Source organism: Streptococcus sanguinis (assembly GCF_050225395.1).
Taxonomy (GTDB): Bacteria; Bacillota; Bacilli; order Lactobacillales; family Streptococcaceae; genus Streptococcus.
This window is the reverse complement of record NZ_CP071431.1, coordinates 1321824-1344790: the sequence shown is the minus strand read 5'-3', so window position 1 is coordinate 1344790 and position 22967 is coordinate 1321824. Positions and strand designations below refer to the sequence as shown.

Below are 22967 nucleotides of genomic sequence, written 5' to 3'. Positions count from 1 at the left end.
CTTGCGGAAATTTACATCTATTATAACAAATAAAGAAGTAGTTTTGTAGGCATTTTTATATAATTTTGTTATAATATTTTTTATACAAGAAATTTTCAAGGAGTGCTTCATGTCTATTAAAATAGCTTTACTTGGTTTTGGAACAGTGGCCAGCGGTGTGCCTTTTTTGCTGAAAGAAAACGGAGAAAAAATCGTTCAAGCAGCTCATTCAGAGATTGAGGTTGCTAAAGTCTTGGTCAAAGATGATGACGAAAAAGATCGTCTTTTAGCAGCTGGAAATGACTTTAACTTTGTCACAAATGTTGAAGAAATTCTGAAGGATCCTGAGATTACTATCGTTGTAGAATTGATGGGACGAATCGAGCCAGCGAAAACGTTCATCACTCGTGCTCTTGAAGCTGGCAAACATGTAGTAACGGCCAATAAGGACTTGTTGGCTGTTCACGGATCAGAGTTGCTGGAAATTGCTCAAAAGCAAAATGTGGCTCTCTACTATGAAGCAGCTGTTGCCGGCGGAATTCCAATCCTCCGTACCTTGGTTAATTCATTGGCTTCTGACAAAATCACTCGTATCTTGGGTGTGGTTAATGGGACCTCTAACTTTATGATGACCAAGATGGTGGAAGAGGGTTGGTCTTATGAAGACGCTCTTGCTGAAGCACAACGCCTTGGCTTTGCTGAAAGCGACCCAACCAATGACGTAGATGGCATTGATGCGGCTTACAAGATGGTGATTCTTAGCCAGTTCGCCTTTGGTATGAATGTTAAATTTGAAGATGTGAGCCATCAGGGAATTCGAAATATCACACCAGAGGATGTGGCTGTTGCTCAAGATCTGGGCTATGTAGTCAAGCTGGTTGGTTCTATCGAAGAAACGGCATCGGGTATTGCAGCAGAAGTAGCTCCAACATTTCTGCCTAAAGCGCATCCTTTGGCTAGTGTCAATGGGGTAATGAACGCTGTCTTTGTTGAGTCCATCGGCATCGGAGAATCCATGTACTACGGACCAGGAGCAGGTCAAAAACCAACCGCAACTAGTGTTGTGGCAGATATTGTCCGTATCAGCCGCCGTTTGAATGAAGGAACAGTTGGCAAGGCCTTTAATGAATTCAGCCGTGAGCTTGTGCTAGCTAAGCCAGAAGATGTGAAGAGCAGCTATTACTTCTCTATCTTGGCACCTGATTCTAAAGGTCAAGTTCTGCATTTGGCTGAGATTTTCAATGCTGAGGATATTTCCTTTAAGCAGATTCTGCAGGAAGGTACAGATGGTGAGAAGGCTCGCGTGGTGATTATTACCCATGCTGTCAGCAAGACACAGCTGGAAAATGTCACTGCTAAGCTCAAAGAAGTTGCTGAGTTCGACTTGCTTAATACCTTCAAAGTATTAGGAGATTAAGATGAAAATTATTGTACCGGCGACCAGTGCCAATATCGGTCCTGGCTTTGACTCTGTTGGAGTGGCCCTGTCAAAATATCTGGAAATTGAAGTCTTGGAAGAAAGTCAGGAGTGGGTGATTGAGCACGACCTCAATCCGAGAATTCCTAAAGATCGGCGTAATTTACTGGTTAAGATTGCCCTGCAGTTGGCACCAGATATTCAGCCGCGCCGTTTAAAAATGACCAGTGATATTCCATTGGCTCGTGGACTTGGGTCTTCTAGCTCGGTCATTGTGGCTGGGATTGAATTGGCCAACCAGCTAGCTCACCTTAATTTTTCGGATTATCAGAAGCTAAAAATCGCTACAAAGATTGAAGGCCATCCTGACAATGTTGCGCCGGCTATTTATGGTAATTTGGTCGTATCTAGCTCATCTAGAAATCAGGTATCTGCTGTGGTAGCGGACTTTCCGGACGCAGACTTCATCGCCTATATCCCAGACTATGAGCTTCGGACGGTTGAGAGTCGCCAAGTCTTACCAAATCGGCTTTCTTACAAGGAAGCTGTTGCGGCTAGCTCCATTGCCAATGTTGCGATTGCAGCTCTTTTAAAAGGTGATATGAAAATCGCTGGTCGGGCTATTGAGTCAGATTTGTTCCACGAAAAATACCGTCAGCCTTTGATCAAGGAATTTTCAGATATTAAGTTCTTATCCAGAAAAAATGGCTCTTATGCAACCTATATCTCAGGAGCAGGACCGACTGTTATGGTCTTATCGCCTAAGCACAAGACGGAGATGATTTATCAGCTTCTGCAAAAACAGAATTTCAAGGGACAAATCTTCCGACTTCAGGTAGACACAGAGGGTGTCCGAGTAGAAAAATAAAACATCAAGAGGTTTTTGTACTGACCCCAAAAAGTTAGACAATTAATTATTGAAAGGATTTAGTTCTGTATTGCACAGGACTAAGTCCTTTTAGTTTGACCTTAATTCGTTTATTGTTATAGTAATCAATATAGTCTACAATGGCTTGCTCAAGGTCTTCTAAAGACCTAAAGTTCTTCTCATAACCGTAAAACATCTCAGACTTAAGAATGCCAAAGAAGGACTCCATCATGCCGTTGTCTGGGCTGTTACCCTTGCGTGACATGGATGGCTGAATTCCCTTATTCTCTAGAAACCGATGATAAGAATCATGTTGGTATTGCCAACCTTGGTCACTATGGAGAATCGTATTTCCATAGTGTTTCTCTGTGAATGCCTGTTCCAACATCGTTTTTACTTGTTCTAAATTAGGCGAAGTAGAAAGATGATAAGCAATAATTTCGCTGTTAAAACCATCTAAAACTGGCGATAAATACAATTTCTGTGTGCTATTTGGAATGGCAAACTCTGTCACATCCGTATAGCACTTTTCCATTGGTTTGGATGCTTCAAACTGGCGTTGAATGAGATTCTCTGCTTTCTTGCCAATCTCTCCTTGGTAGGAAGAATACTTCCGTTTCCGACGAATTAGAGCCGTTAAACCAAGGACTTTCATCAGCCGTTGGACCTTTTTATGATTGACTACGAAGCCACGATTTCTTAGTTCAAGAGTGACTCTCCGATAGCCATAATTTCCTTTATGCTCACTATAAATTGACTGAATTTCAGCTTTAAGTTCTTGATTATTATCTGGTTGATCTAGCTGTTTTAAGTGATAGTAGTAAGTTGAGCGAGCTAAATGTGCCGTTTCAAGAAGTAAATCTAGTCGAAATCCTCCTGAAAGCATTTCTCTAACTGTCTCTGCCTTTCTCTCTCTAAGGCTTCGTCCCTGTCTTCTAGCTCTTTTAACTTTTTTAGGTAGGCCACCTCGGTACGTAGACGCTCATTCTCCTCTTGAAGTCGCTCTAATTCTGTCATTTCTTCCCAAGTTTTCTTCCGTTTACGTCCCATCCTAGCTGGCCTTCCTCTTGTTTTCTCAACAATAGTATACCCGTTTTTCTTGTATTGTGCCAGCCAATTTGGAAGTAATCCACTACTTGGAAGAGCATAATCCAGAGATACGCTTAGTTGCGAACGACCTTCAATCAAAACCTTATTGATGATTTCTTGTTTTAATTCAGGAGAGTAATAACGGTTTTTCCCTTTTTTGACACTATCTATTCCGTAGCGATCAATCAATCGAATTAAGTAGTCAAGATTTGAAAGGTTCATTCCATATTTTTCTGAAAGTCGCTTGAAGCTGATTCCTTGTTTTCTTAGTTCATAGATTCGAACTTTATCCTCATAAGTTAATTTCATTTAAAAACACCCCAAAAGTTAGATTTTTTCTGTCTAACTTTTGGGGTGCGGTTCATTTCTATGAACCTCTTTTTTCTTTTCGTAAGATAAGGATTTGATATCCCTATCTTTTTATACCTAACTGTGCTATAATGGGTCTAGCTTAAAGGAGGATAATTCACTTTATGGATCATTTAGAATTACAGGCTCTAGCGACTGAGCTAGGCTTACAGTTTGATGAATTTTCGTCTCTTGTCTTCGGACAGATAGAAGGTTACACGCTCTATATTGAGCCCACAGAGCAAAGAAAGCAATATAGGATTTGTTTTTCTGTTAAGGCTGGCGATGCTTTTACTGCGCCAAATGCCTTTGATGATTTGATTAAAAACTCAGAGGTTCTAACCAGTAGCCAACTGAATCACTATAAGCTAGTACTTTATGCTAAAGCCAAAACCAATGAAGCTCTTGCACAAGCTGTTCAAGAAGCACTTGTCTTTTTCAAGGAAAGAGGATTTGTAAATGTTTGTGAGCAGAGTGGTGAGCCTGGGCAGATTGATGTCTATCAATTGGGAGGAAATATCCTGATTTTGTCGCGACAAAGCTTTGAGACTCTGAGTTCAGGTCTTTCGCTGGAAAATCAGATCTATGACAATCAAAAAGAAAGTATCGTTGGTGGTATTGTTGGTGCTTTTGTTGGCAGTCTCATCGGAGGAGCGGTGATCTTGTTGATTGCACAGATGAACTATGTGGCTGTTGCTGGAGGGTTGGCCATGGGTTACTGTACTATCAAAGGGTATGAGTTGCTGGGTAAAAAGCTATCTAAAGCAGGTATTGCTATTAGTATCGTGTTTATGGTCTTGGTGACTTTCTTAGTCAATCAGTTTGACTATGCTTTGTTACTTGTTCGAGAATATCCAGACGCGAATGTATTTGATGCATTTTCAGCTGTCAACGAATCAATTTTTAATGGAATCATCCCAGATAACTATTGGTTCAACTTGATCTTGCTCTATGTTTTCACTGGAGCGGGAGCTTTCGGTGCCATCAGGAATGCTCTTTCTACTCAAACACAACGTTTTGCTACTAGGCAATTATAATCATTAAAAAGCTGACCTTTCTCAGCTTTTTCTTTGTAATCTATCGTAAATGCCATAGATTTTTGATATAATAGAGTGTATTTTGTTTACATAAAAGAGAGAAAATCATGCAAAAACTAGAGAAATTAAAAACCGAATTAGAAGGAATCGACATTCGCTTCAATGAGCCTTTGAGTCAATACACCTATACAAAGGTCGGGGGCGCAGCCGATTTCTTAGTTTTCCCCCGCAATCGCTATGAGCTGGCTCGTATTGTCAATTTTGCCAATCAAGAAGACATTCCTTGGATGGTGCTGGGAAATGCCAGTAATATCATTGTGAGAGATGGCGGTATCCGAGGTTTCGTGATTATGTTTGACAAGCTCAATAATGTAGCAGTAGATGGCTATATGATTGAGGCAGAGGCTGGAGCTAATCTGATTCAGACAACCCATATCGCCTTGCAGAACAGTCTGACTGGCTTTGAGTTCGCTTGTGGTATTCCAGGTAGCGTTGGCGGAGCTGTCTTTATGAACGCTGGGGCTTATGGCGGCGAGATTGCTCATGTCTTGGTGTCTTGCAAGGTACTGACTCCTCAGGGTCAAGTCAAAACGCTGGATGTTCGGGATATGAAGTTCGGCTATCGTAACTCACTGGTTCAGGAAACAGGCGACATTGTTATTTCTGCTAAGTTTGCTCTTTCGCCTGGTGTTCACAGAACGATTCGTCAGGAAATGGAGCGCTTAACCCATCTGCGGGAGCTCAAGCAGCCTTTGGAATATCCATCCTGCGGTTCTGTTTTCAAGCGTCCTTTGGGTTACTTTGCTGGTCAGCTGATTAGTGAAGCAGGCCTCAAGGGGCATCGGATCGGCGGTGTAGAGGTATCTGAGAAACATGCTGGCTTTATGATTAACGTTGATAAAGGAACGGCTCAAGATTACGAAAATCTTATTGCTCATGTGATTGGAAGGGTGCGGGAAAATTCAGGTATTACTCTGGAGCGCGAAGTCCGCATCATTGGTGAATCTCTGTAAGACAGATATGATTTCCAGTAGAAGTATGCTGTATAAGGAACTGCAGCTGGCTGCAACTTAGTAAGGGGGTGAAAGCCTATCGACACGGAATTTATAAAGGGCCTTTACAGCCCTCACGAGGTAGCAGCGGTCTGACAGAACCCTTAATCTGTTAATACGAGAAAGAAGGAATTTATGACAATTGAAAAAACCAATCATCGAGTTTAAAAACGTTTCAAAAGTTTTTGAAGATAATAATACTGTCGTCCTGAAAGATATTAATTTCGAGCTGGAAGAAGGAAAGTTCTATACTTTGCTGGGGTCTTCTGGTTCTGGCAAATCAACGATTCTGAACATCATTGCCGGACTTTTGGACGCGACGGACGGGGATATTTTTCTTGATGGCGTCCGCATCAATGATATTCCAACTAATAAACGAGACGTCCACACGGTTTTTCAGTCCTATGCACTATTTCCGCATATGAATGTTTTTGAAAATGTTGCCTTCCCGCTGCGTCTGCGCAAGGTTGATAAAAAAGAAATTCAAGAGCGGGTTGCTGAAGTGCTGAAAATGGTTCAGCTAGAAGGTTTTGAGCGCCGTTCTATTCGCAAACTGTCGGGCGGTCAGCGCCAGCGTGTAGCTATCGCGCGGGCAATCATTAATCAGCCACGGCTCGTTTTGCTGGATGAGCCGCTGTCTGCTCTGGATTTGAAGCTTCGTACAGATATGCAGTATGAGCTGCGGGAATTGCAGCAGCGTCTGGGTATTACCTTTGTCTTTGTCACGCACGACCAAGAGGAGGCCCTGGCTATGAGTGACTGGATTTTCGTTATGAATGACGGCGAGATTGTTCAGTCGGGGACGCCTGTTGATATTTATGACGAGCCCATCAACCACTTTGTTGCAACCTTCATTGGCGAGTCCAATATTCTGCCAGGTAAGATGATTGAGGACTATCTGGTTGAGTTTAACGGCAAGCGCTTTGAAGCAGTGGATGGTGGGATGCGCCCAAATGAATCTGTTGAAGTGGTGATTCGGCCGGAGGACTTACGGATTACTCTGCCAGAAGAAGGTAAGCTGCAGGTTAAAGTTGATACCCAGCTTTTCCGTGGCGTTCACTATGAGATTATCGCTTATGATGAACTGGGCAATGAATGGATGATTCACTCAACTCGCAAGGCCATTGTCGGAGAAGAAATTGGTCTGCATTTCGAGCCTGAAGATATCCATATCATGCGTCTCAATGAAACTGAAGAAGAGTTCGATGCCCGTATCGAAGAATATGTAGAAGTAGAAGAGCAGGAAGCGGGTCTGATCAATGCTATTGAGGAGGAACGTGATGAAGAAAACAACCTCTAATCTTTTTCTCTTGCCTTACCTACTCTGGATTTTCCTCTTTGTCTTGGCACCTGTTGTCATGATTATCTGGAAGTCCTTCTTTAACATTGAGGGGCAGTTTACGCTGGAAAATTACCAGACCTACTTCACATCTCAGAACTGGACCTATCTCAAGATGAGTCTGAACTCGGTTCTTTATGCAGGGATTATTACTGTTGTAACCCTGCTGATTTCCTATCCGACTGCATTCTTTCTGACTCAGCTCAAGCACAAACAGCTCTGGCTCATGCTGATTGTCCTGCCGACCTGGATCAATCTCCTGCTCAAAGCTTATGCTTTCATTGGTATTTTTGGTCAGAATGGCTCAATTAATCAATTTCTGACTTTTATCGGAATAGGACCTCAACAGATTCTCTTTACGGACTTTTCATTTATCTTTGTAGCTAGCTACATCGAGCTGCCTTTTATGATTCTGCCCATTTTCAACGTTCTGGATGATTTGGATCCAAATCTTATCAATGCCAGCTACGACTTGGGAGCCAATCGCTGGGAGACTTTCCGTCGGGTTGTTTTCCCTTTGTCCTTGAATGGTGTCAGAAGTGGAGTGCAGTCAGTCTTTATCCCTAGTCTCAGTCTTTTCATGCTGACTCGCTTAATCGGTGGTAATCGAGTGATTACTTTGGGAACTGCCATTGAGCAGCACTTCCTGACTACTCAGAACTGGGGCATGGGCTCTACTATCGGTGTGGTACTGATTGTTGCCATGCTCTTTACCATGTGGGCAACCAAGGAAAGGAGAGGGCGATGAAAAAAATTGCAAATCTCTATTTGGCCTTTGTCTTTTTGGTGCTCTACATCCCTATCTTTTACCTGATTGCTTATGCTTTTAATGCTGGGGAAGACATGAATCGCTTTACAGGATTCAGTCTCAGCCATTTTCAGAATCTATTTGAGGATTCACGGCTGATTCTGATTTTGGTCCAGACCTTCTTTCTAGCTTTCCTGTCTTCATTGATTGCGACGCTGATTGGGACTTTTGGAGCCATCTATATCTATCAAGCCCGCAAGAAATATCAGGATGCCTTTCTGTCTATCAACAATATCCTCATGGTAGCACCGGATGTCATGATTGGGGCCAGTTTTCTGATTCTCTTTACTACTGCAAAGTTCCAGCTGGGCTTCCTGTCAGTGCTGGCTAGCCATGTGGCCTTTTCTATTCCGATTGTGGTGCTGATGATTCTTCCGCGTCTGAAGGAAATGAATGATGATATGATTAAAGCTGCCTATGACTTAGGTGCCAGCCAATTGCAAATGCTGAAAGAAATCATGCTGCCTTATCTGACTCCAGCCATTATCGCTGGTTACTTCATGGCCTTTACCTACTCACTAGATGATTTTGCTGTGACCTTCTTCGTTACAGGCAATGGCTTCTCTACTCTGTCTGTTGAGATATACTCCCGCGCTCGGCAGGGGATTTCTTTGGAAATCAATGCTCTGTCAGCCTTGGTCTTTCTCTTCAGCATTGCTTTGGTAATTGGGTATTACTTTATTACCCGTGAGAAGGAGGAGACTGTATGAGAAAGCTCTATTCATTTTTAGCGGGAATTCTGCTGATTATCTTAGTTTTGTGGGGTGTCAGCTACCAGATCGAAAGTCGGACGCAGAGCAAGGAGAGCGATAAGCTGGTCATTTACAACTGGGGTGACTATATAGATCCTGAGCTGCTGACTGAGTTTACTAAGGAAACTGGTGTCCAAATCCAGTACGATACCTTTGACTCCAATGAAGCCATGTATACGAAAGTAAAGCAGGGCGGCACAACCTACGACATTGCCATTCCTAGTGAATATATGATTGCCAAGATGATGAAGGAAGGTTTGGTGGAGAAGCTAGATCATAGCCAGATTAAAGGTTTGGAAAATATCGGATCTGACTTTTTAGACCAGCCTTTCGATCCAGGAAATCAGTACTCGATTCCTTATTTTTGGGGAACGCTGGGTATTGTCTATAATGAAAAAATGGTTGATAAAGCTCCAGAGCATTGGAATGACCTCTGGCGTCCTGAATACAAAAACTCCATCATGATAATTGATGGAGCTCGTGAAGTCATGGGAATTGGTCTGAACTCAGACGGTCATAGTCTCAACTCCAAAGATGCTAATCAGCTGCAGGAAGCTGTCGACAAGCTCTATACTCTGACGCCAAATATCAAGGCTATTGTAGCTGATGAGATGAAGGGATACATGATTCAGAACAATGCAGCTATCGGTGTGACCTTTTCTGGCGAGGCTCGTCAGATGCTGGAGGCTAATGAAGACCTGCGCTATGTCGTGCCTACAGAAGCCAGCAACCTTTGGTTTGACAATATTGTCATTCCTAAAACGGTCAAAAATAAAAAAGCAGCCTATCAGTTTATTAACTTTATGCTGAGACCGGAAAATGCTTATAAAAATGCCCTTTATGTTGGTTATGCGACACCAAATCTTCCTGCCAAGGCCATGTTGCCTAAGGAAACTCAGGAAGATGAGGCTTTTTATCCGACTGAGGAAACGATGAAACATCTGGAAGTTTATGAGCAGTTGGGCCCTAAATGGTTGGGAACCTACAATGACCTCTATCTTCAAGTCAAGATGTATCGGAAATGATAGTCAAATAATTACTTGATGAATACAAGAAAAACGCCTGGCTCAATGAGCTGGGCGTTTGCTGCTTGCTTAGTTTGAAGCTTCAGTCTGAGTGTTGGTTGCTGTATCTGCAGCAGAGCTAGAGGCAGTAGTGTCGCCTGCTGCTGTATCAGTCGTAGAGCTAGACGCACTAGTCTCAACTGCTGTTGCATCACTGCTGGAAGCTGCTGTATCAGTTGCAGTTGTTGAAGCAGGGCTGCTTGTTTCTTTTTCGATTTCCTTGATAATAGTAGTCGTTGCAGTAGAGCTACTGGTATCAGTTTTTGATTTTTCATCCTTATGGCCAGTCAGATTCATAATCGTGATGCTGGCAATGATGATAGATAAGATACTGGCAACCGTTGCAATAGTCTTTTGGAAAGCTGAAAGACCTGTTTTAATATGCTGTTTAGTAGGTTTTTTAGATGATTTTGTCTTGTTTTTATTACTGCGAGAATAGTTTTCCATGCTTGCAAGAATCTCCTTTTAAAATTTCAATGATTTCTTATCTCTCATTATACGTTTTTTATCTGAAAATGTCTTTAAAAAATCAAATTTTTATCTATGAGAACGCACACAGAAGATTGCTGTCAAGAAAAGAGGCTGCTCAAGTTTTGGTTGAGCAGCTTCTTGAGCTAGAATAGCAAAGTAATTACGCCTTCTCATCTTGGAGTGCAGCTTGAGCAACAGCCAGCCTAGCTGCTGGAACCCGATAAGGAGAGCAGGAGACGTAGGTGACACCAATTTCTTGGAAGAAGGGGATGGAAGCCGGATCGCCACCGACCTCACCGCAGATGCCGATAGGAAGGTCAGGCTTGACTTGACGGCCCTTACTGATGGCTATCCGCATCAATTCACCAACGCCGTCCTGGTCAACACTTTGGAAAGGATCAAAAGGAAGAATTTCTTTCTCTTTATAATGGCCAATGAATTTTCCAATATCGTCCCGTGAGAAGCCATAAGTCATCTGGGTCAGGTCGTTAGTACCAAAGCTGAAGAAGTCTGCTTCCTGAGCCAGCTGGTCTGCAACCAGACAGGCACGCGGAAGTTCAATCATGGTGCCAATTTCATAAGGGAAAGGCTCCTGACCTTGATGCCTAAAGAGCTTGGTGATATGTTGGGTGAGAAAGGCTTTGACAGAGTCCAGCTCGGCCTTGTCCGCAATCAGCGGAATCATGATTTCTGGCTTGACGGTCAATCCTTCCTGACTCAGCTTGATAGCACTCTTGAAAACGGCTTCGACCTGCATCTTATAAATCTCTGGTTGCGTAATCCCCAGACGGCAGCCGCGGTGGCCTAGCATTGGATTGCTTTCTTGCAGCTGTTCAATGCGGCGAGTCAGTTTCTCTGGTGACTTGTGCAGCTTGTCAGCCAAAGCCTTGATTTCCTGTGAATCTTTAGGTAGAAATTCATGCATCGGTGGATCTAAAAGACGGATAATCATAGGTTTGTCCTGAACTGCTTGGAACATTTGATAGAAGTCTTCTTCTTGGAACTCCAGCAGTTTTTTGAGGGCGGATCTGGTTTCCAATTCGTTGTCGGCTAGAATCAGGCGCCGCATTTCTAGAATCCGTTCTTGACCAAAGAACATGTGTTCGGTACGAGCCAGACCTATACCCTTTGCCCCAAACTTAATAGCTGTTTTTAGATCTTGAACGGTCTCTGCGTTGGCACGGACTTTGAGCTGTGCGACTTCGTCTGCCCATGAAAGCAGTCGTTGGAGTTCTTGGTCATTTTCGACTAGGACGGTCGGAATCTCACCGCTATAAATGCGCCCAGAGCTGCCATCGACTGAAATGACGTCACCTTCGGTCAAGACAAGACTTCCGCAGGAAACGGTCTTGCTATCCTCGCTGATGGTCAGCTCTCCACAGCCAGCCACACAGCAGGTTCCCATTCCCCGAGCTACGACAGCTGCGTGAGAGGTCATACCGCCCTGACTGGTTACGATGGCCTGGCTGACAACCATGCCCTCAATGTCTTCAGGTGAAGTTTCCTGCCGTACTAAAATGACCTTTTTACCCAAGGAGTGGTAGTCTTTGGCGCGCTCAGCTGTAAAGACAATCTCGCCAGTTGCTGCACCAGGGCTGGCTGGCAGTCCTTGAGCCAAGAAAGGAGCATCTTGCAGAGCTTTTTCTTCAAATACAGGATGGATGAGTTGGCTAATCGTAGCGGGAGATACGCGCTGGAGAGCTTCTTTTTTGCTGATAATGCCCTCGTCTACCAGATCTAAGGCGATTTTCAAAGATGCTTTGGCGGTACGTTTACCGTTTCTAGTTTGGAGAATATAGAGTTTACCCTTTTCGATGGTAAATTCGATATCTTGCATGTCCTTGTAGTGGTTTTCGAGAATCTTAGCATAGTCTTGGAAGGCTGCATAGGCCTGAGGGAGAGCTTTCTCAAGTGCAGCAATAGGCTCAGGGGTTCGAATGCCGGCTACGACATCCTCTCCTTGAGCATTGAGCAAAAATTCACCAAATAGCTGATGCTCACCGCTGGCGGGGTTTCTCGTAAAGACGACTCCTGTACCACTGGCTTGGTCGCTATTGCCAAAGACCATGGCTTGGACATTTACCGCTGTTCCCAAATCATGAGGAATATTATTCAAGTTGCGGTAGACCTGAGCACGGGGATTATTCCAAGACTTGAAGACCGCCTTGATAGCAGCATAAAGCTGCTCTTTCGAGCTTTGGGGGAAGGTTTGATGATGCTCACGATAAAGCTGCTTGTACTGGTCGATTAATGCTTGATGTTCATCCAATGTGAAATCCTTGGCCTGTTTGCCAGCATTCCTTTCAAAATAGCCCAAAAGGTCATCGAACTCATCTTTGGAAATGCCATAAACTACATCAGCAAACATTTGCAGCAGACGTCGATAGCAGTTGTAGGCAAAGTCAGCGTTGGTCTGCTCAGCCAGAGTCTGGGTTCTTAAATCGTTTAGACCTAGATTGAGAATAGTGTCCATCATGCCCGGCATGGAAAACTTGGCTCCGCTTCGAACAGACACTAAGAGCAAGGCTGAGTCGTTGCCACTGAAATATTTACCTGTTTTTTCTTCCAGGACAGTAACCGCTTTCAAAACATCTTCTTTTAAAGAAGATTCAAAGAAATAAGGGCTTTTTAAATATTCGATACAGCTTTCTGTAGTAATAGTAAAACCTGGAGGGACAGGCAGTCCCAAATTGGTCATTTCAGCTAGGTTGGCTCCTTTTCCGCCAAGCAGAGCTTTGTCATCTGCACATCCTTCCTCGAAGGAGTAAATCCATTTCGCCATATTTACCTCCAAAATTATGAAATATGTGTCATATTGTAGGACAAATACATTGTAATATACATCACATATATTTGTCAACAGAAAAAAGCATCCTATTTTATTGACAATTTTTCTTTTTTTGTTATAATGTGTTACAAAATGATGATTATTTAAACGTTTAAAAATAAAATATGAGTAATAATTCCTAAATTTTAAGCGAAATCAGGCTAATCATCTATTATAAAGAACGAAGGAGTCAGACCTATTTGAAATTAAGTGAACGGCAAAAGAAAATTGTAGAAATTGTAAAAGAACACCAGCCACTCAGCGGTGAGAAAATCTCTGAATTACTCGATATTTCTCGGGCGACACTGCGATCGGATCTGTCTTTTCTGACCTTGGTTGGGATTTTGAAGGCTACGCCTAAAGTTGGTTACACATACTCGGGCTCAGATTTAGAGACGCTTTTCTTTTTCGATACCTTTCGAAAGGAAGTGGCGGAAATTATGACATCTCCTGTTTTGGTATCTCATGATTCTTTTATTCAAGATGCCATTATCACCTTATTTATGTATGATGCGGATGTTCTCTATGTCATTGATGAGCATAAGCTGCTCTTGGGGATTTTGTCGCGTAAGGACTTGCTGCGGGCTTCGCTCAATACTAACATTGACAGCACGCCTGTAGCGGTTTGCATGACACGAATGCCCCATATTAAAACTTGCTACAAGGATATGAATATTTTGGAAGCGGCGGCAGTTTTGCAGGATTTTGCGATTGATTCACTGCCGGTAGTCGATGAGGATAATGAGCGTAAAATTTTAGGAACTGTGACCAAGTCAGCCCTACTGGATTATATTATTCAAGAGGCCAGAAGTGCTGAGGTTAATAGATAAGAGGAATGAACATGAAGAAAGAAATTATTGTTTACAGCATTTCAGATTCTTTGGGGGGGACTTCGCAGAAGCTATTGTCTGCAGTGACAGCCCAGTACCCAGATATTATTTTTAATAACAGCTATCGTTTTCCATTTATCAACAAAGAAGAAGAATTGCTGGATATTCTGCGTGATGCCATCAAGGATGATGCCCTTGTCATCAGTACACTGGTTGATGGCAGGCTAGCTGCTGCAGCTAGGGAGTTCAGTCAGGCCAATGGCCTTGCTTATCTGGATTTGATGCATCCATTTTTTGAGATTATCAGAGAAAAGACAGGCACCAGTCCTATAGAGGTGCCGGGTACCTTGCACCGGCTGGACACTGAGTATTTTAATAAAATCTCCGCTATTGAGTTTGCAGTCAAATACGATGATGGCAAGGCGCCGCAAGGATTTTTGGATTCTGACTTGGTGCTCTTGGGCGTCTCCCGTACATCCAAAACGCCACTCAGTATTTATCTGGCTAATAAAGGCTACAAGGTTTCCAACCTGCCTTTGATTCCAGAAGTTCCTCTTCCTCAGGTCTTGGATAAGGTTGATTCGGAGCGGATTATCGGCCTCTTATGCGAACCAGAAAAACTGTCTAAGATACGCAGTAATCGCTTGAATTCTCTGGGATTGACCCAGTCGACCAGCTACACAGATCTGGAAAAGATATACGAAGAACTAGACTACTCAAAAGAAGTCTTTAAAAAGTATCGAGCTCATGTCATCAATATCACGGATAAATCAATTGAGGAGACGGCTTTCTTGATTGAAGACCATTTAAAGAAATTGAGATAAGAGAGAAGATTGCAAAAAGCGGTTATAGAGTGAGGGCTGAAGATGGAGCAATATAAGCGTATTTTACTGAAAGAATTTGACAGTCGGCAGAAGGTCATTACAGAGCTGACTAACCTAGAGGCAATTTTGAATCTGCCCAAAGGAACGGAGCTGTATATAAGTGACATTCACGGTGAGTTTGCTGCTTTTGACTATATTTTGAGAAGCTGTGCAGGTATCCTCAATGAGAAGATCAAGGACTGTTTTGGGGACAGCTTGTCAGAAGATCATAAGGACCGGTTATCAGCTCTCGTTTCCTATCCTGAGCTTGTGTTGGGGGAAGAAACTAAAGGCCAAGACTGGTATCAGGAAACCATTCCCCAGCTCTTGAATTTGCTGGCTTTTGCAGGTGCAAAATACAGTCGGTCCAAGGTCAGAAAGGCCTTGCCGCCACAATATGCCTATATTATCGAGGAGTTGCTCTATAGTGACAGGGCTCTAGCTGATAAAAAATCCTATTTTGAGAATATCCTGACTTATGTGATTGAATTGCGGGAAGCTGTGCCTTTTATCCTAGGCTTGTCCCGAAGTATTCGGCAGTTGTTGATCGACCATCTGCATGTGGTTGGAGATATTTTTGACCGAGGAGCTGGCAGTGCTCAGGTCATGGATGAACTGCAGCATTTTCACTCGCTTGATATTCAGTGGGGTAATCACGACATTATCTGGATGGGAGCCTTTTTTGGTTCCAAGGCTTGCTTGCTCAATGTGCTGCGCATCGCAGCTCGCTATGGTTATCTCTGGGATATCGAGAAAGATTATGGTTTAAACCTGCGCTCCTTGACTCTTTTTGCGGACAAGACTTACCAGTCTAATCCTAAGTTTAGGCCTATTCTAGGCGGCAGAGAGCAGGAGTTTTCTGAAGAGGAAATTCTGCAGCTGGAAAAGGTTCACCAAGCCTTAGCGATTATCCAGTTCAAGCTGGAAAATCAACTCATCAAACGACGGCCTGAGTTCCAGATGCAGGAGCATGTGATGCTGGATAAGATTGACTATTGGGAAGAAAGTGTTACGATTGACGATACCAAGCATCCCCTGGTTAATACCTGCTTCCAAACTATCAATCCGGAAAATCCTTCAGCCTTGACACCTGAAGAAAATCAAGCAGTAGAGAGTATGCTGGCCTCATTCCAAAGTTCGCTTAAGATGGCGGAGCATATGAGCCTTCTGATGAACAAGGGCTCTATGTATAAGATTTACAACCAGCACTTGCTTTTTCACGGCTGCATTCCTCTGGAGCCGTCAGGAGAATTACAGCCTTTCATTCTCAATCAAGCCCATTACTCAGGCAAGGAATTGCTGGATTTCTTTGAGTATCATATTCGGCAGTCGGCCAAGAACAAGGAAGTGGGTGATGATTTGTCGACTGACTTGATTTGGTATTGCTGGCGGGGCAAGCTGTCGCCCTTGTTTGGCAAAGAAAAGATGACTACCTTGGAGCGCTATTTCATTGAAGATAAGGACACCCACAAGGAAGTGGAAAATTCTTATTTTTCTTATCGTAATTCTGAGAAAGTCTGTCAGCTGATTTTGGAAGAATTTGGCCTCTTTTCTCAAGAGTCTAGGATGGTCAACGGTCATACTCCGGTTAAGACGGGTAAGGGAGAGTCGCCTATCCGTGGTGGCGGTTTGCTCTTTGTCATTGATGGTGGCCTCTGCAAGGCCTATCAGAAGAAGACTGGAACGGCCGGATATTCACTGCTCAATAATTCCTATGGTTTCCAGCTAGTGACCCATCAGCCTTTCCAAAACGCTCAAAAGGTTGTGGAATCGCCGTTTGCTCAAACCTCCCTGAAAAAGGTAATTGAAAATGTAGAGGAACGAACCCTCATCAAATCTACTACCATCGGTCAGAGCTTGTTAGCTCAACAACAGGAACTCTTTTGCTTGCTGCATGAGTTTTATGACCGGTGAAGTTTAGCCTTAAGTTCTAACAGAATTTAGGGCTTTTTCTTTCTTGTTCCAGTTTCTCTTTCGTGTTACAATAGGAGTATTGAAATTTAGAGGAAAGAACATGATTTATTTAGATAATTCAGCGACAACCAAACCTTATCCTGAGGCTTTGGCCGCTTACACGGAGGTAGCTTCTAAAATCTGGGGAAATCCATCCAGTCTGCACAGTTTAGGCAGTCAGGCAACCCGTCTCTTAGAAGCTTCACGCAGGCAAATAGCAGAGCTTTTAGGCAAGTCTTCGTCGGAGATTTTTTTTACGTCTGGAGGGACAGAAGGTGACAATTGGGTACTTAAGGGAGTTGCTTTTGAAAAAGTTCCCTTTGGCAAACACATCATCGTATCCAACATTGAGCATCCCGCGGTTAAAGAATCAGCCCTCTGGTTGCAGAGTCAAGGTTTTGAAATAGATTTTGCCCCAGTTGATAAAGCGGGTTTTGTTGATGTAGACAAGCTAGCGGAGATGATTCGACCAGACACTACTCTGGTTTCAGTCATGGCTGTTAATAATGAAATCGGCAGTATTCAGCCCATTCAGAAAATATCAGACCTGCTAGCAGACAAGCCGACTATTTCCTTTCATGTGGACGCTGTACAGGCTGTTACGAAGATTCCGACAGCTGCTTATCTGACGGAGCGTGTGGATTTTGCGACGTTTTCCAGTCATAAATTTCACGGTGTCCGGGGCGTAGGATTTGTCTATATCAAGTCTGGCAAGAAAATCAGTCCTCTCTTGACTGGTGGCGGCCAGGAGTCGGACAAACGCTCCACAACGGAAAATCTAGCTGGCATTGCAGCGACAGCCAAGGCTCTGCGTTTGTCCATGGAAAAGCAAGAAGCATTTGCCCAGCGGACGGCTCAGATGAAGCAAATTCTCTTTGAAGAGCTGCAGAAGTATCCAGATGTGATGATTTTCTCAGGCCTGGAAAATTTTGCGCCTCATATACTAACCTTTGGTATCAAGGGAGTGCGGGGTGAAGTCGTCGTCCATGCATTTGAAGACTACGAGATTTATATCTCGACTACCAGCGCTTGCTCTTCTAAGGCTGGAAAGCCAGCAGGAACCCTAATCGCTATGGGCGTTGAGAAATCTCTCGCTCAGACTGCTGTTCGTATCAGTTTAGATCTTGACAACGATATGAGCCAGATGGAGCAGTTTTTGACAACTTTTAAAATTATTTACGAAAAAACCAGAAAAGTAAGGTAAACAATGCAATATTCAGAAATTATGGTGCGCTACGGTGAACTGTCCACCAAGGGCAAGAACCGCATGCGCTTTATCAACAAACTCAAACGCAATATCCAGACTGTCTTGTCAGTCTATCCCAAAGTCCATGTCAAGGCTGACCGTGACCGAACTCATGTCTATCTGCATGGAACAGACTATCAGCCTGTCGCTGAGTCGCTCAAGCAGATTTTTGGGATTCAGAATTTCTCGCCGTCTTACAAAATTGAAAAATCTGTGCCAGCCCTAATCGAAGCTGTCCAATCCATCATGAAAGAAGTCTATCAAGAGGGTATGACCTTTAAGATTACCAGCAAGCGCAGTGACCACAGCTTTGAATTGGATAGCCGCGAGCTTAACCAGACACTTGGTGATGCTGTTTTTGAAGCCATTCCAAATGTTCAGGTCAAGATGAAAGCGCCGGATATTGAGCTACGTGTCGAGATCCGTGAAGAAGCGGCCTATATCTCTTACGAGACAATTCGTGGTGCTGGAGGTCTGCCAGTCGGGACTTCAGGCAAGGGAATGCTCATGCTGTCTGGTGGGATTGACTCACCGGTGGCTGGTTATCTAGCTCTCAAGCGCGGTGTAGATATCGAGGCGGTTCACTTTGCCAGTCCGCCTTATACCAGTCCAGGTTCGTTGAAAAAGGCTCAAGATTTGACTCGCAAACTGACCAAGTTTGGTGGCAATATTCAGTTTATCGAAGTCCCTTTTACAGAGATTCAGGAGGAAATCAAGGCTAAAGCTCCAGAAGCCTACCTGATGACACTGACTCGTCGCTTTATGATGCGCATTACAGACCGGATTCGGGAGGAGCGGGGCGCTCAAGTCATTATCAATGGAGAAAGTCTTGGTCAGGTGGCAAGTCAAACCATCGAAAGTATGCAGGCTATCAACGCAGTGACCAATACACCGGTTATCCGTCCTGTCGTGACGATGGACAAGCTGGAAATCATTGAGATTGCAGAGAAAATTGATACTTTCCAAATCTCTATCCAGCCATTTGAAGACTGCTGTACTATTTTTGCTCCAGACCGACCTAAAACTAATCCGAAAATCAAGAATGCTGAGAAGTACGAAACTTACCTAGATGTTGAAGGCTTGGTAGAGCGTGCCGTTGCAGGCATCATGATTACAGAAATTACACCACAAGCAGAGACTGATGAAGTTGACGAGCTGATTGAGGACTTGTTGTAAATAGCAAGGGTGAAATAGTCTTTGTTCATTAGTAGATAAAATTTAAAGATAATCCTTGAAAATCCGTTTTCATGAGATGAAAAAGCTTGCTAAAGAGCGGTAGAAGTGCTATACTTATAGAGTTGACTATGCACATTCCTGTGCAACCGCACGATCATCGTTGCTCACTCTGTGAGATAGAAGTGGTTCGTCCCACGATGCTAGGCGAGTCTTCACAAAATCCGGGGAAACCCTAAAAATCATAGGAGGTGCATAATGAGCACATACGCAATCATTAAAACTGGCGGAAAACAAGTTAAAGTTGAAGTTGGTCAAGCAATCTACGTTGAAAAGTTGAACGCTGAAGCTGGTCAAGACGTTACTTTTGACGAAGTTGTTCTTGTTGGTGGTGAAAACACTGTTGTAGGAACTCCGCTTGTTGCTGGAGCTACTGTTGTCGGAACTGTTGAAAAACAAGGCAAGCAAAAGAAAGTTGTTACTTACAAGTACAAACCTAAAAAAGGCAGCCATCGTAAACAAGGTCACCGTCAACCATATACAAAAGTTGTCATCAACGCTATCAACGCTTAATTTTAAGGAGATTAAATGATACAAGCAGTCTTTGAAAGAGCCGAAGATGGCGAACTGAGGCGTGCAGAAATCACAGGTCACGCCGCGAGTGGTGAATACGGCTTTGATGTCGTATGTGCGTCCGTTTCGACGCTCGCCATTAATTTTGTCAATTCAGTTGAGAAATTCGCAGGCTACGAACCAAACTTAGAATTAAACGAAATAGAAGGCGGTTATCTGAAGGTTGAAATTCCTCAGGATATACCGTCGCACCAAAGAGAAATGACTCAGCTTTTCTTTGAATCATTTTTCCTAGGAATGGCAAACTTATCGGAGGACTCTTCTGAGTTCGTCCAAACCAGAGTTATCACAGAAAACTAACACGGAGGAAAAACATTATGTTAAAAATGAATCTTGCTAACTTGCAACTATTCGCCCACAAAAAAGGTGGAGGTTCCACATCTAACGGACGTGATTCACAAGCGAAACGTCTGGGAGCTAAAGCAGCTGACGGTCAAACTGTAACAGGTGGCTCTATCCTGTACCGTCAACGCGGCACTCACATCCATGCAGGTGTCAACGTTGGACGCGGTGGAGACGATACTTTGTTTGCAAAGGTTGAAGGCGTAGTACGCTTTGAACGCAAAGGACGCGATAAGAAACAAGTTTCTGTTTACCCAATCGCTAAATAATTAATAAGAAATCCCCATGCTCAATATCCGAGCATGGGGATTTCTTATTAGAGACGGCACGATAAAGCATTTGTTTAATGATTCATGATGATGCTCATCAATTTTAGCATACAAACTCTGATAATATTCTAAAATTTTAATTTTTAGACTAATAAATATCTGAAATCGCTTGCAGTTCCTATTTTTTTATGTTATTCTATATAAAATAGATGCAATCATGTTTCTAAATCTAAAAAGATAAGGAGAAATTATGGAAAAAGAATCATTTAAACTTCCAGGCTTTTCATTGTACAAATTGAAAGTTGGATTAGCATCAGCAACTCTTCTATTTGCCATTTCACAAGCTTCGCATGTTTTTGCAGACCAGGTTGGCACACCACCTTCAAGCAGTATAGCAAAAACTGAAGCAGTAAGCTCTCCGATTGAAGCTGCTGGTGCTGAAATTGCTGCTGATACGACGAAACCTGTTGTTGAAGAATCTACAGCGAAACCAGGAGATTTGATTGATGTCTCAAAAAATGTATCGCCTGTTGATGTCAAAGAAAGTCAAGAAGGCAATCAAACAGTCCGTGTAGAAACGTCGACTGTTGATGTTACAAAGACAGAAGTGGCTCCGGCAAAGGTTGATAAGGCGCCAGAGCCAATAACTAGACGTACTGAAAATACTTTATCTGGCACAGATGAAAATGGAAATCCCTATACGCAGTATGAGCGAGTAGATAAGACTACAACTATTACCTACACCTCAACGCCACCAACTGTGACAAAAGCTGGTTCAGCTGATATTGTATTTGTTGTTGACCGTTCAGGATCCATGGGCAGCACAATTGATATTGTTCGTGCAAATATTAATGAATTTGTACGAAATATTACTAAAGAGGGTATTACAGCACGTTTTGGTCTGGCAACATTTAGCGATGAAGTCTACGGCCGTAATTCTGGCAGCAAAGATGAAGATACGGTTCTAACACGGTTTGGTTCATCTTATTTTACAACTGATCCGGCTGAGCTCGAAAAGGCATTGGCTGCGATTCGTATAGCGAGTGGAGGAGATACTCCAGAAACACCAACTCCTGCCCTGAACCAGATTATTTCGACCTATGATTGGTCTAAGTCATCTAAAAATAAGAAATTCGTCGTTTTATTGACAGATGCTGAAATGAAAGAAGATCCTTCAATTCCAACGGTTGCTGATACACTTGCGGCTCTAAAAGCTGCTGGTATAGAAAGAACTGTAGCGACGGTAAAAGCGATTGAGGGAATTTACAAAAATTTTGCAACAGAAGGCAGAGTGCTTGATATCGAAAATAACCTAGCTGATGCTCTAACAAAAGGAACCACTTCATGGATTGTTGAAAGTGTCAATGAAGCTCGTTACTATAAAATCATAAAAGATAGTTATCAATTCTATCTTGAGCGTCGTACTACAATGCCTATATCTACCGTCTACCATGTTCAGGCACCAACACTTTTGGCCAAATCTGAACAGACTCTTCCTAAAACAGGAAGTAGCGAAAAGGCAGTCTATAGTGTTGTGGGGCTTGGTTTGCTTCTGGCTGGCTTGGGGCTAGATATTAGTGTAAGAAAATCAAAAGAACAATAACCATCTGCTTATAAAAAATGAATTTTCTATTTGAGTGATTTTGAATAAAATAAATACCAGAAACGAAGACATACGTCCTCATTTCTGGTATTTTTCGTTATGGTGTAACTTCTTCGTCTTTTATATTGACAACGCCATGCCAATTAGTATAATAGGTCTTTCCTTTGTAGTCGAAAGAACCTTGCCTCAAAAGATCGCCATACTCGGTAAAGTAATAATAGTACTTGCCAATCTTATAAAGTCCGTTTTTATAAGGTGTCCCATCTTCTCCAAAGTAATAAGTATATTCAGAGTAACTAACAAATCTGTTTTTAACCATTTCTCCGTAAGAATCAAAGAAGTATTGCTTGCCATCTACACTGTAAAGATTGATGACCCTTCGTCCTTTTTCGTCAAAATAATAGACCTTACCTGTTGGGCTAGTATAGAAAGAGTTTTTTAGATTCGTCGGAATTTGTTCTCCTGGATCATCCCGAACTTCGTATATAGATCTATTAGGATCAAGTGCATAGTATTTACCCTTGTAAAGAACGATTCTATTTCTAATCCTTTCACCAGTTTCTTCATCAATAGAGCTAGGAAGGTCACGCTTAGGAGCTTCCGGAACCTTGATAGGTCCTGGATCATCAAAGATAGTAGGGTCGTCCTCAATATCTGGTACACTAGGATCGTAAATACCAACTTCACGTCTAGAAACCCAGTCAGGGATTGACTTGTTCTCCGCTCGAACTGTTCCAGTGGAAATCAAAGCAGCGGCCAAAGTTGCAGCAGAAGCGAGGGAAAGCCCCAGCCAGTAGCGTCGGTTGAACATTGTTTTGGTGTTCTTTTCTTGTCTCATAGCAAATCCTTTCTATGCAACTGTTAGTATAAGATTAAAGAATCTCATTTTTAACAGTTAGGTTATGTTGTTTCTATAAAATTATACCTCTGTAACATTTCTATAATATTGTAATACTATTTCATTTTCATAGAGATTATATTACTAATTGGTGATAAAAACGAAC

The 22967-nt window shown here is 42.9% G+C and carries 21 protein-coding genes and 1 other annotated feature; of the genes, 17 read left to right on the top strand and 4 right to left on the bottom strand.

Annotation, left to right across the window (positions count from 1 at the left end):
• Positions 1-109: 109 nt before the first annotated feature.
• On the top strand, positions 110-1396 hold the full coding sequence (locus tag J1C81_RS06705; RefSeq protein WP_002915353.1) for a homoserine dehydrogenase: 1287 nt from the start codon (positions 110-112) through the stop codon (positions 1394-1396).
• 1 nt (position 1397) lies between these two features.
• Entirely contained in the window at positions 1398-2264 is an 867-nt protein-coding gene (gene thrB / locus J1C81_RS06700) for a homoserine kinase (RefSeq protein ID WP_002915352.1), read from the top strand.
• Positions 2265-2310: 46 nt separating this feature from the next.
• Here the strand turns inward: thrB and J1C81_RS06695 are convergent.
• Positions 2311-3662, bottom strand: a protein-coding gene (locus J1C81_RS06695) for an IS3 family transposase (protein ID WP_155114772.1) whose coding sequence is annotated in 2 segments (ribosomal slippage) — positions 2311-3221 and positions 3221-3662 — 1353 coding nt in all. Because the reading frame shifts where the segments join, the coding sequence is not laid out codon by codon here.
• A 164-nt stretch (positions 3663-3826) separates the two neighbouring features.
• Here J1C81_RS06695 and J1C81_RS06690 point away from each other — a divergent pair.
• The 6 genes from J1C81_RS06690 (at position 3827) to J1C81_RS06665 (ending at position 9714) form a co-directional block, all read left to right on the top strand.
• Positions 3827-4738 carry a hypothetical protein gene (locus J1C81_RS06690; RefSeq protein WP_002915349.1) on the top strand — a complete coding sequence of 304 codons (912 nt, stop codon included), beginning with the start codon at positions 3827-3829 and terminating at the stop codon, positions 4736-4738.
• Positions 4739-4845: 107 nt separating this feature from the next.
• Positions 4846-5751, top strand: coding sequence for a UDP-N-acetylmuramate dehydrogenase (gene murB, locus J1C81_RS06685; RefSeq protein ID WP_002915344.1), 906 nt, complete (start codon positions 4846-4848; stop codon positions 5749-5751).
• A 181-nt stretch (positions 5752-5932) separates the two neighbouring features.
• Positions 5933-7090 (top strand): ABC transporter ATP-binding protein, encoded by a 1158-nt coding sequence (locus J1C81_RS06680; RefSeq protein ID WP_002912323.1) that lies wholly within the window; start codon positions 5933-5935, stop codon positions 7088-7090.
• The gene (locus J1C81_RS06675) at positions 7071-7877 is read left to right on the top strand and encodes an ABC transporter permease (protein ID WP_002915342.1); all 807 of its coding nucleotides are present in this window, start codon (positions 7071-7073) and stop codon (positions 7875-7877) included. The genes J1C81_RS06680 and J1C81_RS06675 overlap by 20 nt, the downstream gene beginning before the upstream one ends.
• A complete protein-coding gene (locus J1C81_RS06670; protein WP_002900472.1) occupies positions 7874-8647 on the top strand; it encodes an ABC transporter permease in 774 nt (257 codons plus the stop codon). Before J1C81_RS06675 ends, J1C81_RS06670 begins: the two co-directional genes overlap by 4 nt.
• Complete coding sequence (locus tag J1C81_RS06665) at positions 8644-9714, top strand: ABC transporter substrate-binding protein (protein WP_002906674.1); 1071 nt, start codon at positions 8644-8646, stop codon at positions 9712-9714. Before J1C81_RS06670 ends, J1C81_RS06665 begins: the two co-directional genes overlap by 4 nt.
• A gap of 69 nt (positions 9715-9783) precedes the next feature.
• On the opposite strand, the gene J1C81_RS06660 is transcribed toward J1C81_RS06665, so the two are convergent.
• The gene (locus J1C81_RS06660; protein WP_002915341.1) at positions 9784-10200 is read right to left on the bottom strand and encodes a DUF6556 family protein; all 417 of its coding nucleotides are present in this window, start codon (positions 10198-10200) and stop codon (positions 9784-9786) included.
• 184 nt (positions 10201-10384) lie between these two features.
• Complete coding sequence (ppdK, locus tag J1C81_RS06655; protein ID WP_002915340.1) at positions 10385-13006, bottom strand: pyruvate, phosphate dikinase; 2622 nt, start codon at positions 13004-13006, stop codon at positions 10385-10387.
• Between the two features lie 245 nt (positions 13007-13251).
• On the opposite strand from ppdK, the gene J1C81_RS06650 reads away from it, so the two are divergent.
• From J1C81_RS06650 to J1C81_RS06610, 9 genes are all read left to right on the top strand, one after another.
• On the top strand, positions 13252-13881 hold the full coding sequence (locus J1C81_RS06650; protein WP_002915339.1) for a CBS domain-containing protein: 630 nt from the start codon (positions 13252-13254) through the stop codon (positions 13879-13881).
• A 5-nt stretch (positions 13882-13886) separates the two neighbouring features.
• Positions 13887-14705 (top strand): pyruvate, water dikinase regulatory protein, encoded by an 819-nt coding sequence (locus J1C81_RS06645; protein WP_002915338.1) that lies wholly within the window; start codon positions 13887-13889, stop codon positions 14703-14705.
• A 42-nt stretch (positions 14706-14747) separates the two neighbouring features.
• Positions 14748-16658, top strand: coding sequence for a fructose-bisphosphatase class III (locus J1C81_RS06640; protein WP_002915337.1), 1911 nt, complete (start codon positions 14748-14750; stop codon positions 16656-16658).
• A 100-nt stretch (positions 16659-16758) separates the two neighbouring features.
• The gene (locus J1C81_RS06635) at positions 16759-17901 is read left to right on the top strand and encodes a cysteine desulfurase family protein (RefSeq protein ID WP_002915336.1); all 1143 of its coding nucleotides are present in this window, start codon (positions 16759-16761) and stop codon (positions 17899-17901) included.
• A 3-nt stretch (positions 17902-17904) separates the two neighbouring features.
• The gene (thiI, locus tag J1C81_RS06630) at positions 17905-19119 is read left to right on the top strand and encodes a tRNA uracil 4-sulfurtransferase ThiI (protein WP_002915335.1); all 1215 of its coding nucleotides are present in this window, start codon (positions 17905-17907) and stop codon (positions 19117-19119) included.
• A gap of 134 nt (positions 19120-19253) precedes the next feature.
• Positions 19254-19341, top strand: a sequence feature (ribosomal protein L21 leader region).
• 33 nt (positions 19342-19374) lie between these two features.
• Positions 19375-19689, top strand: a complete 315-nt coding sequence (rplU, locus tag J1C81_RS06625) for a 50S ribosomal protein L21 (RefSeq protein WP_002895621.1) — start codon at positions 19375-19377, stop codon at positions 19687-19689.
• A 15-nt stretch (positions 19690-19704) separates the two neighbouring features.
• Positions 19705-20049, top strand: coding sequence for a ribosomal-processing cysteine protease Prp (locus J1C81_RS06620; protein ID WP_002900460.1), 345 nt, complete (start codon positions 19705-19707; stop codon positions 20047-20049).
• A gap of 17 nt (positions 20050-20066) precedes the next feature.
• Positions 20067-20360: a 50S ribosomal protein L27 gene (gene rpmA, locus J1C81_RS06615; RefSeq protein WP_002895619.1), complete on the top strand. Its 294-nt coding sequence runs from the start codon at positions 20067-20069 to the stop codon at positions 20358-20360.
• A 250-nt stretch (positions 20361-20610) separates the two neighbouring features.
• Complete coding sequence (locus tag J1C81_RS06610; RefSeq protein WP_002915333.1) at positions 20611-21963, top strand: vWA domain-containing protein; 1353 nt, start codon at positions 20611-20613, stop codon at positions 21961-21963.
• A gap of 97 nt (positions 21964-22060) precedes the next feature.
• Here the strand turns inward: J1C81_RS06610 and J1C81_RS06605 are convergent, their stop codons facing one another.
• Positions 22061-22801, bottom strand: a complete 741-nt coding sequence (locus tag J1C81_RS06605) for a hypothetical protein (RefSeq protein ID WP_002915332.1) — start codon at positions 22799-22801, stop codon at positions 22061-22063.
• Between the last annotated feature and the right edge of the window lie 166 nt (positions 22802-22967).

Coding starts and splice junctions, on each gene's coding strand:
- J1C81_RS06705 (WP_002915353.1), top strand. CDS start 110: ATGTCTATTAAAATAGCTTTACTTGGTTTTGGAACAGTGGCCAGCGGT.
- thrB (WP_002915352.1), top strand. CDS start 1,398: ATGAAAATTATTGTACCGGCGACCAGTGCCAATATCGGTCCTGGCTTT.
- J1C81_RS06690 (WP_002915349.1), top strand. CDS start 3,827: ATGGATCATTTAGAATTACAGGCTCTAGCGACTGAGCTAGGCTTACAG.
- murB (WP_002915344.1), top strand. CDS start 4,846: ATGCAAAAACTAGAGAAATTAAAAACCGAATTAGAAGGAATCGACATT.
- J1C81_RS06675 (WP_002915342.1), top strand. CDS start 7,071: ATGAAGAAAACAACCTCTAATCTTTTTCTCTTGCCTTACCTACTCTGG.
- J1C81_RS06670 (WP_002900472.1), top strand. CDS start 7,874: ATGAAAAAAATTGCAAATCTCTATTTGGCCTTTGTCTTTTTGGTGCTC.
- J1C81_RS06665 (WP_002906674.1), top strand. CDS start 8,644: ATGAGAAAGCTCTATTCATTTTTAGCGGGAATTCTGCTGATTATCTTA.
- J1C81_RS06660 (WP_002915341.1), bottom strand. CDS start 10,200: ATGGAAAACTATTCTCGCAGTAATAAAAACAAGACAAAATCATCTAAA.
- ppdK (WP_002915340.1), bottom strand. CDS start 13,006: ATGGCGAAATGGATTTACTCCTTCGAGGAAGGATGTGCAGATGACAAA.
- J1C81_RS06645 (WP_002915338.1), top strand. CDS start 13,887: ATGAACATGAAGAAAGAAATTATTGTTTACAGCATTTCAGATTCTTTG.
- J1C81_RS06640 (WP_002915337.1), top strand. CDS start 14,748: ATGGAGCAATATAAGCGTATTTTACTGAAAGAATTTGACAGTCGGCAG.
- J1C81_RS06635 (WP_002915336.1), top strand. CDS start 16,759: ATGATTTATTTAGATAATTCAGCGACAACCAAACCTTATCCTGAGGCT.
- thiI (WP_002915335.1), top strand. CDS start 17,905: ATGCAATATTCAGAAATTATGGTGCGCTACGGTGAACTGTCCACCAAG.
- rplU (WP_002895621.1), top strand. CDS start 19,375: ATGAGCACATACGCAATCATTAAAACTGGCGGAAAACAAGTTAAAGTT.
- J1C81_RS06620 (WP_002900460.1), top strand. CDS start 19,705: ATGATACAAGCAGTCTTTGAAAGAGCCGAAGATGGCGAACTGAGGCGT.
- rpmA (WP_002895619.1), top strand. CDS start 20,067: ATGTTAAAAATGAATCTTGCTAACTTGCAACTATTCGCCCACAAAAAA.
- J1C81_RS06610 (WP_002915333.1), top strand. CDS start 20,611: ATGGAAAAAGAATCATTTAAACTTCCAGGCTTTTCATTGTACAAATTG.
- J1C81_RS06605 (WP_002915332.1), bottom strand. CDS start 22,801: ATGAGACAAGAAAAGAACACCAAAACAATGTTCAACCGACGCTACTGG.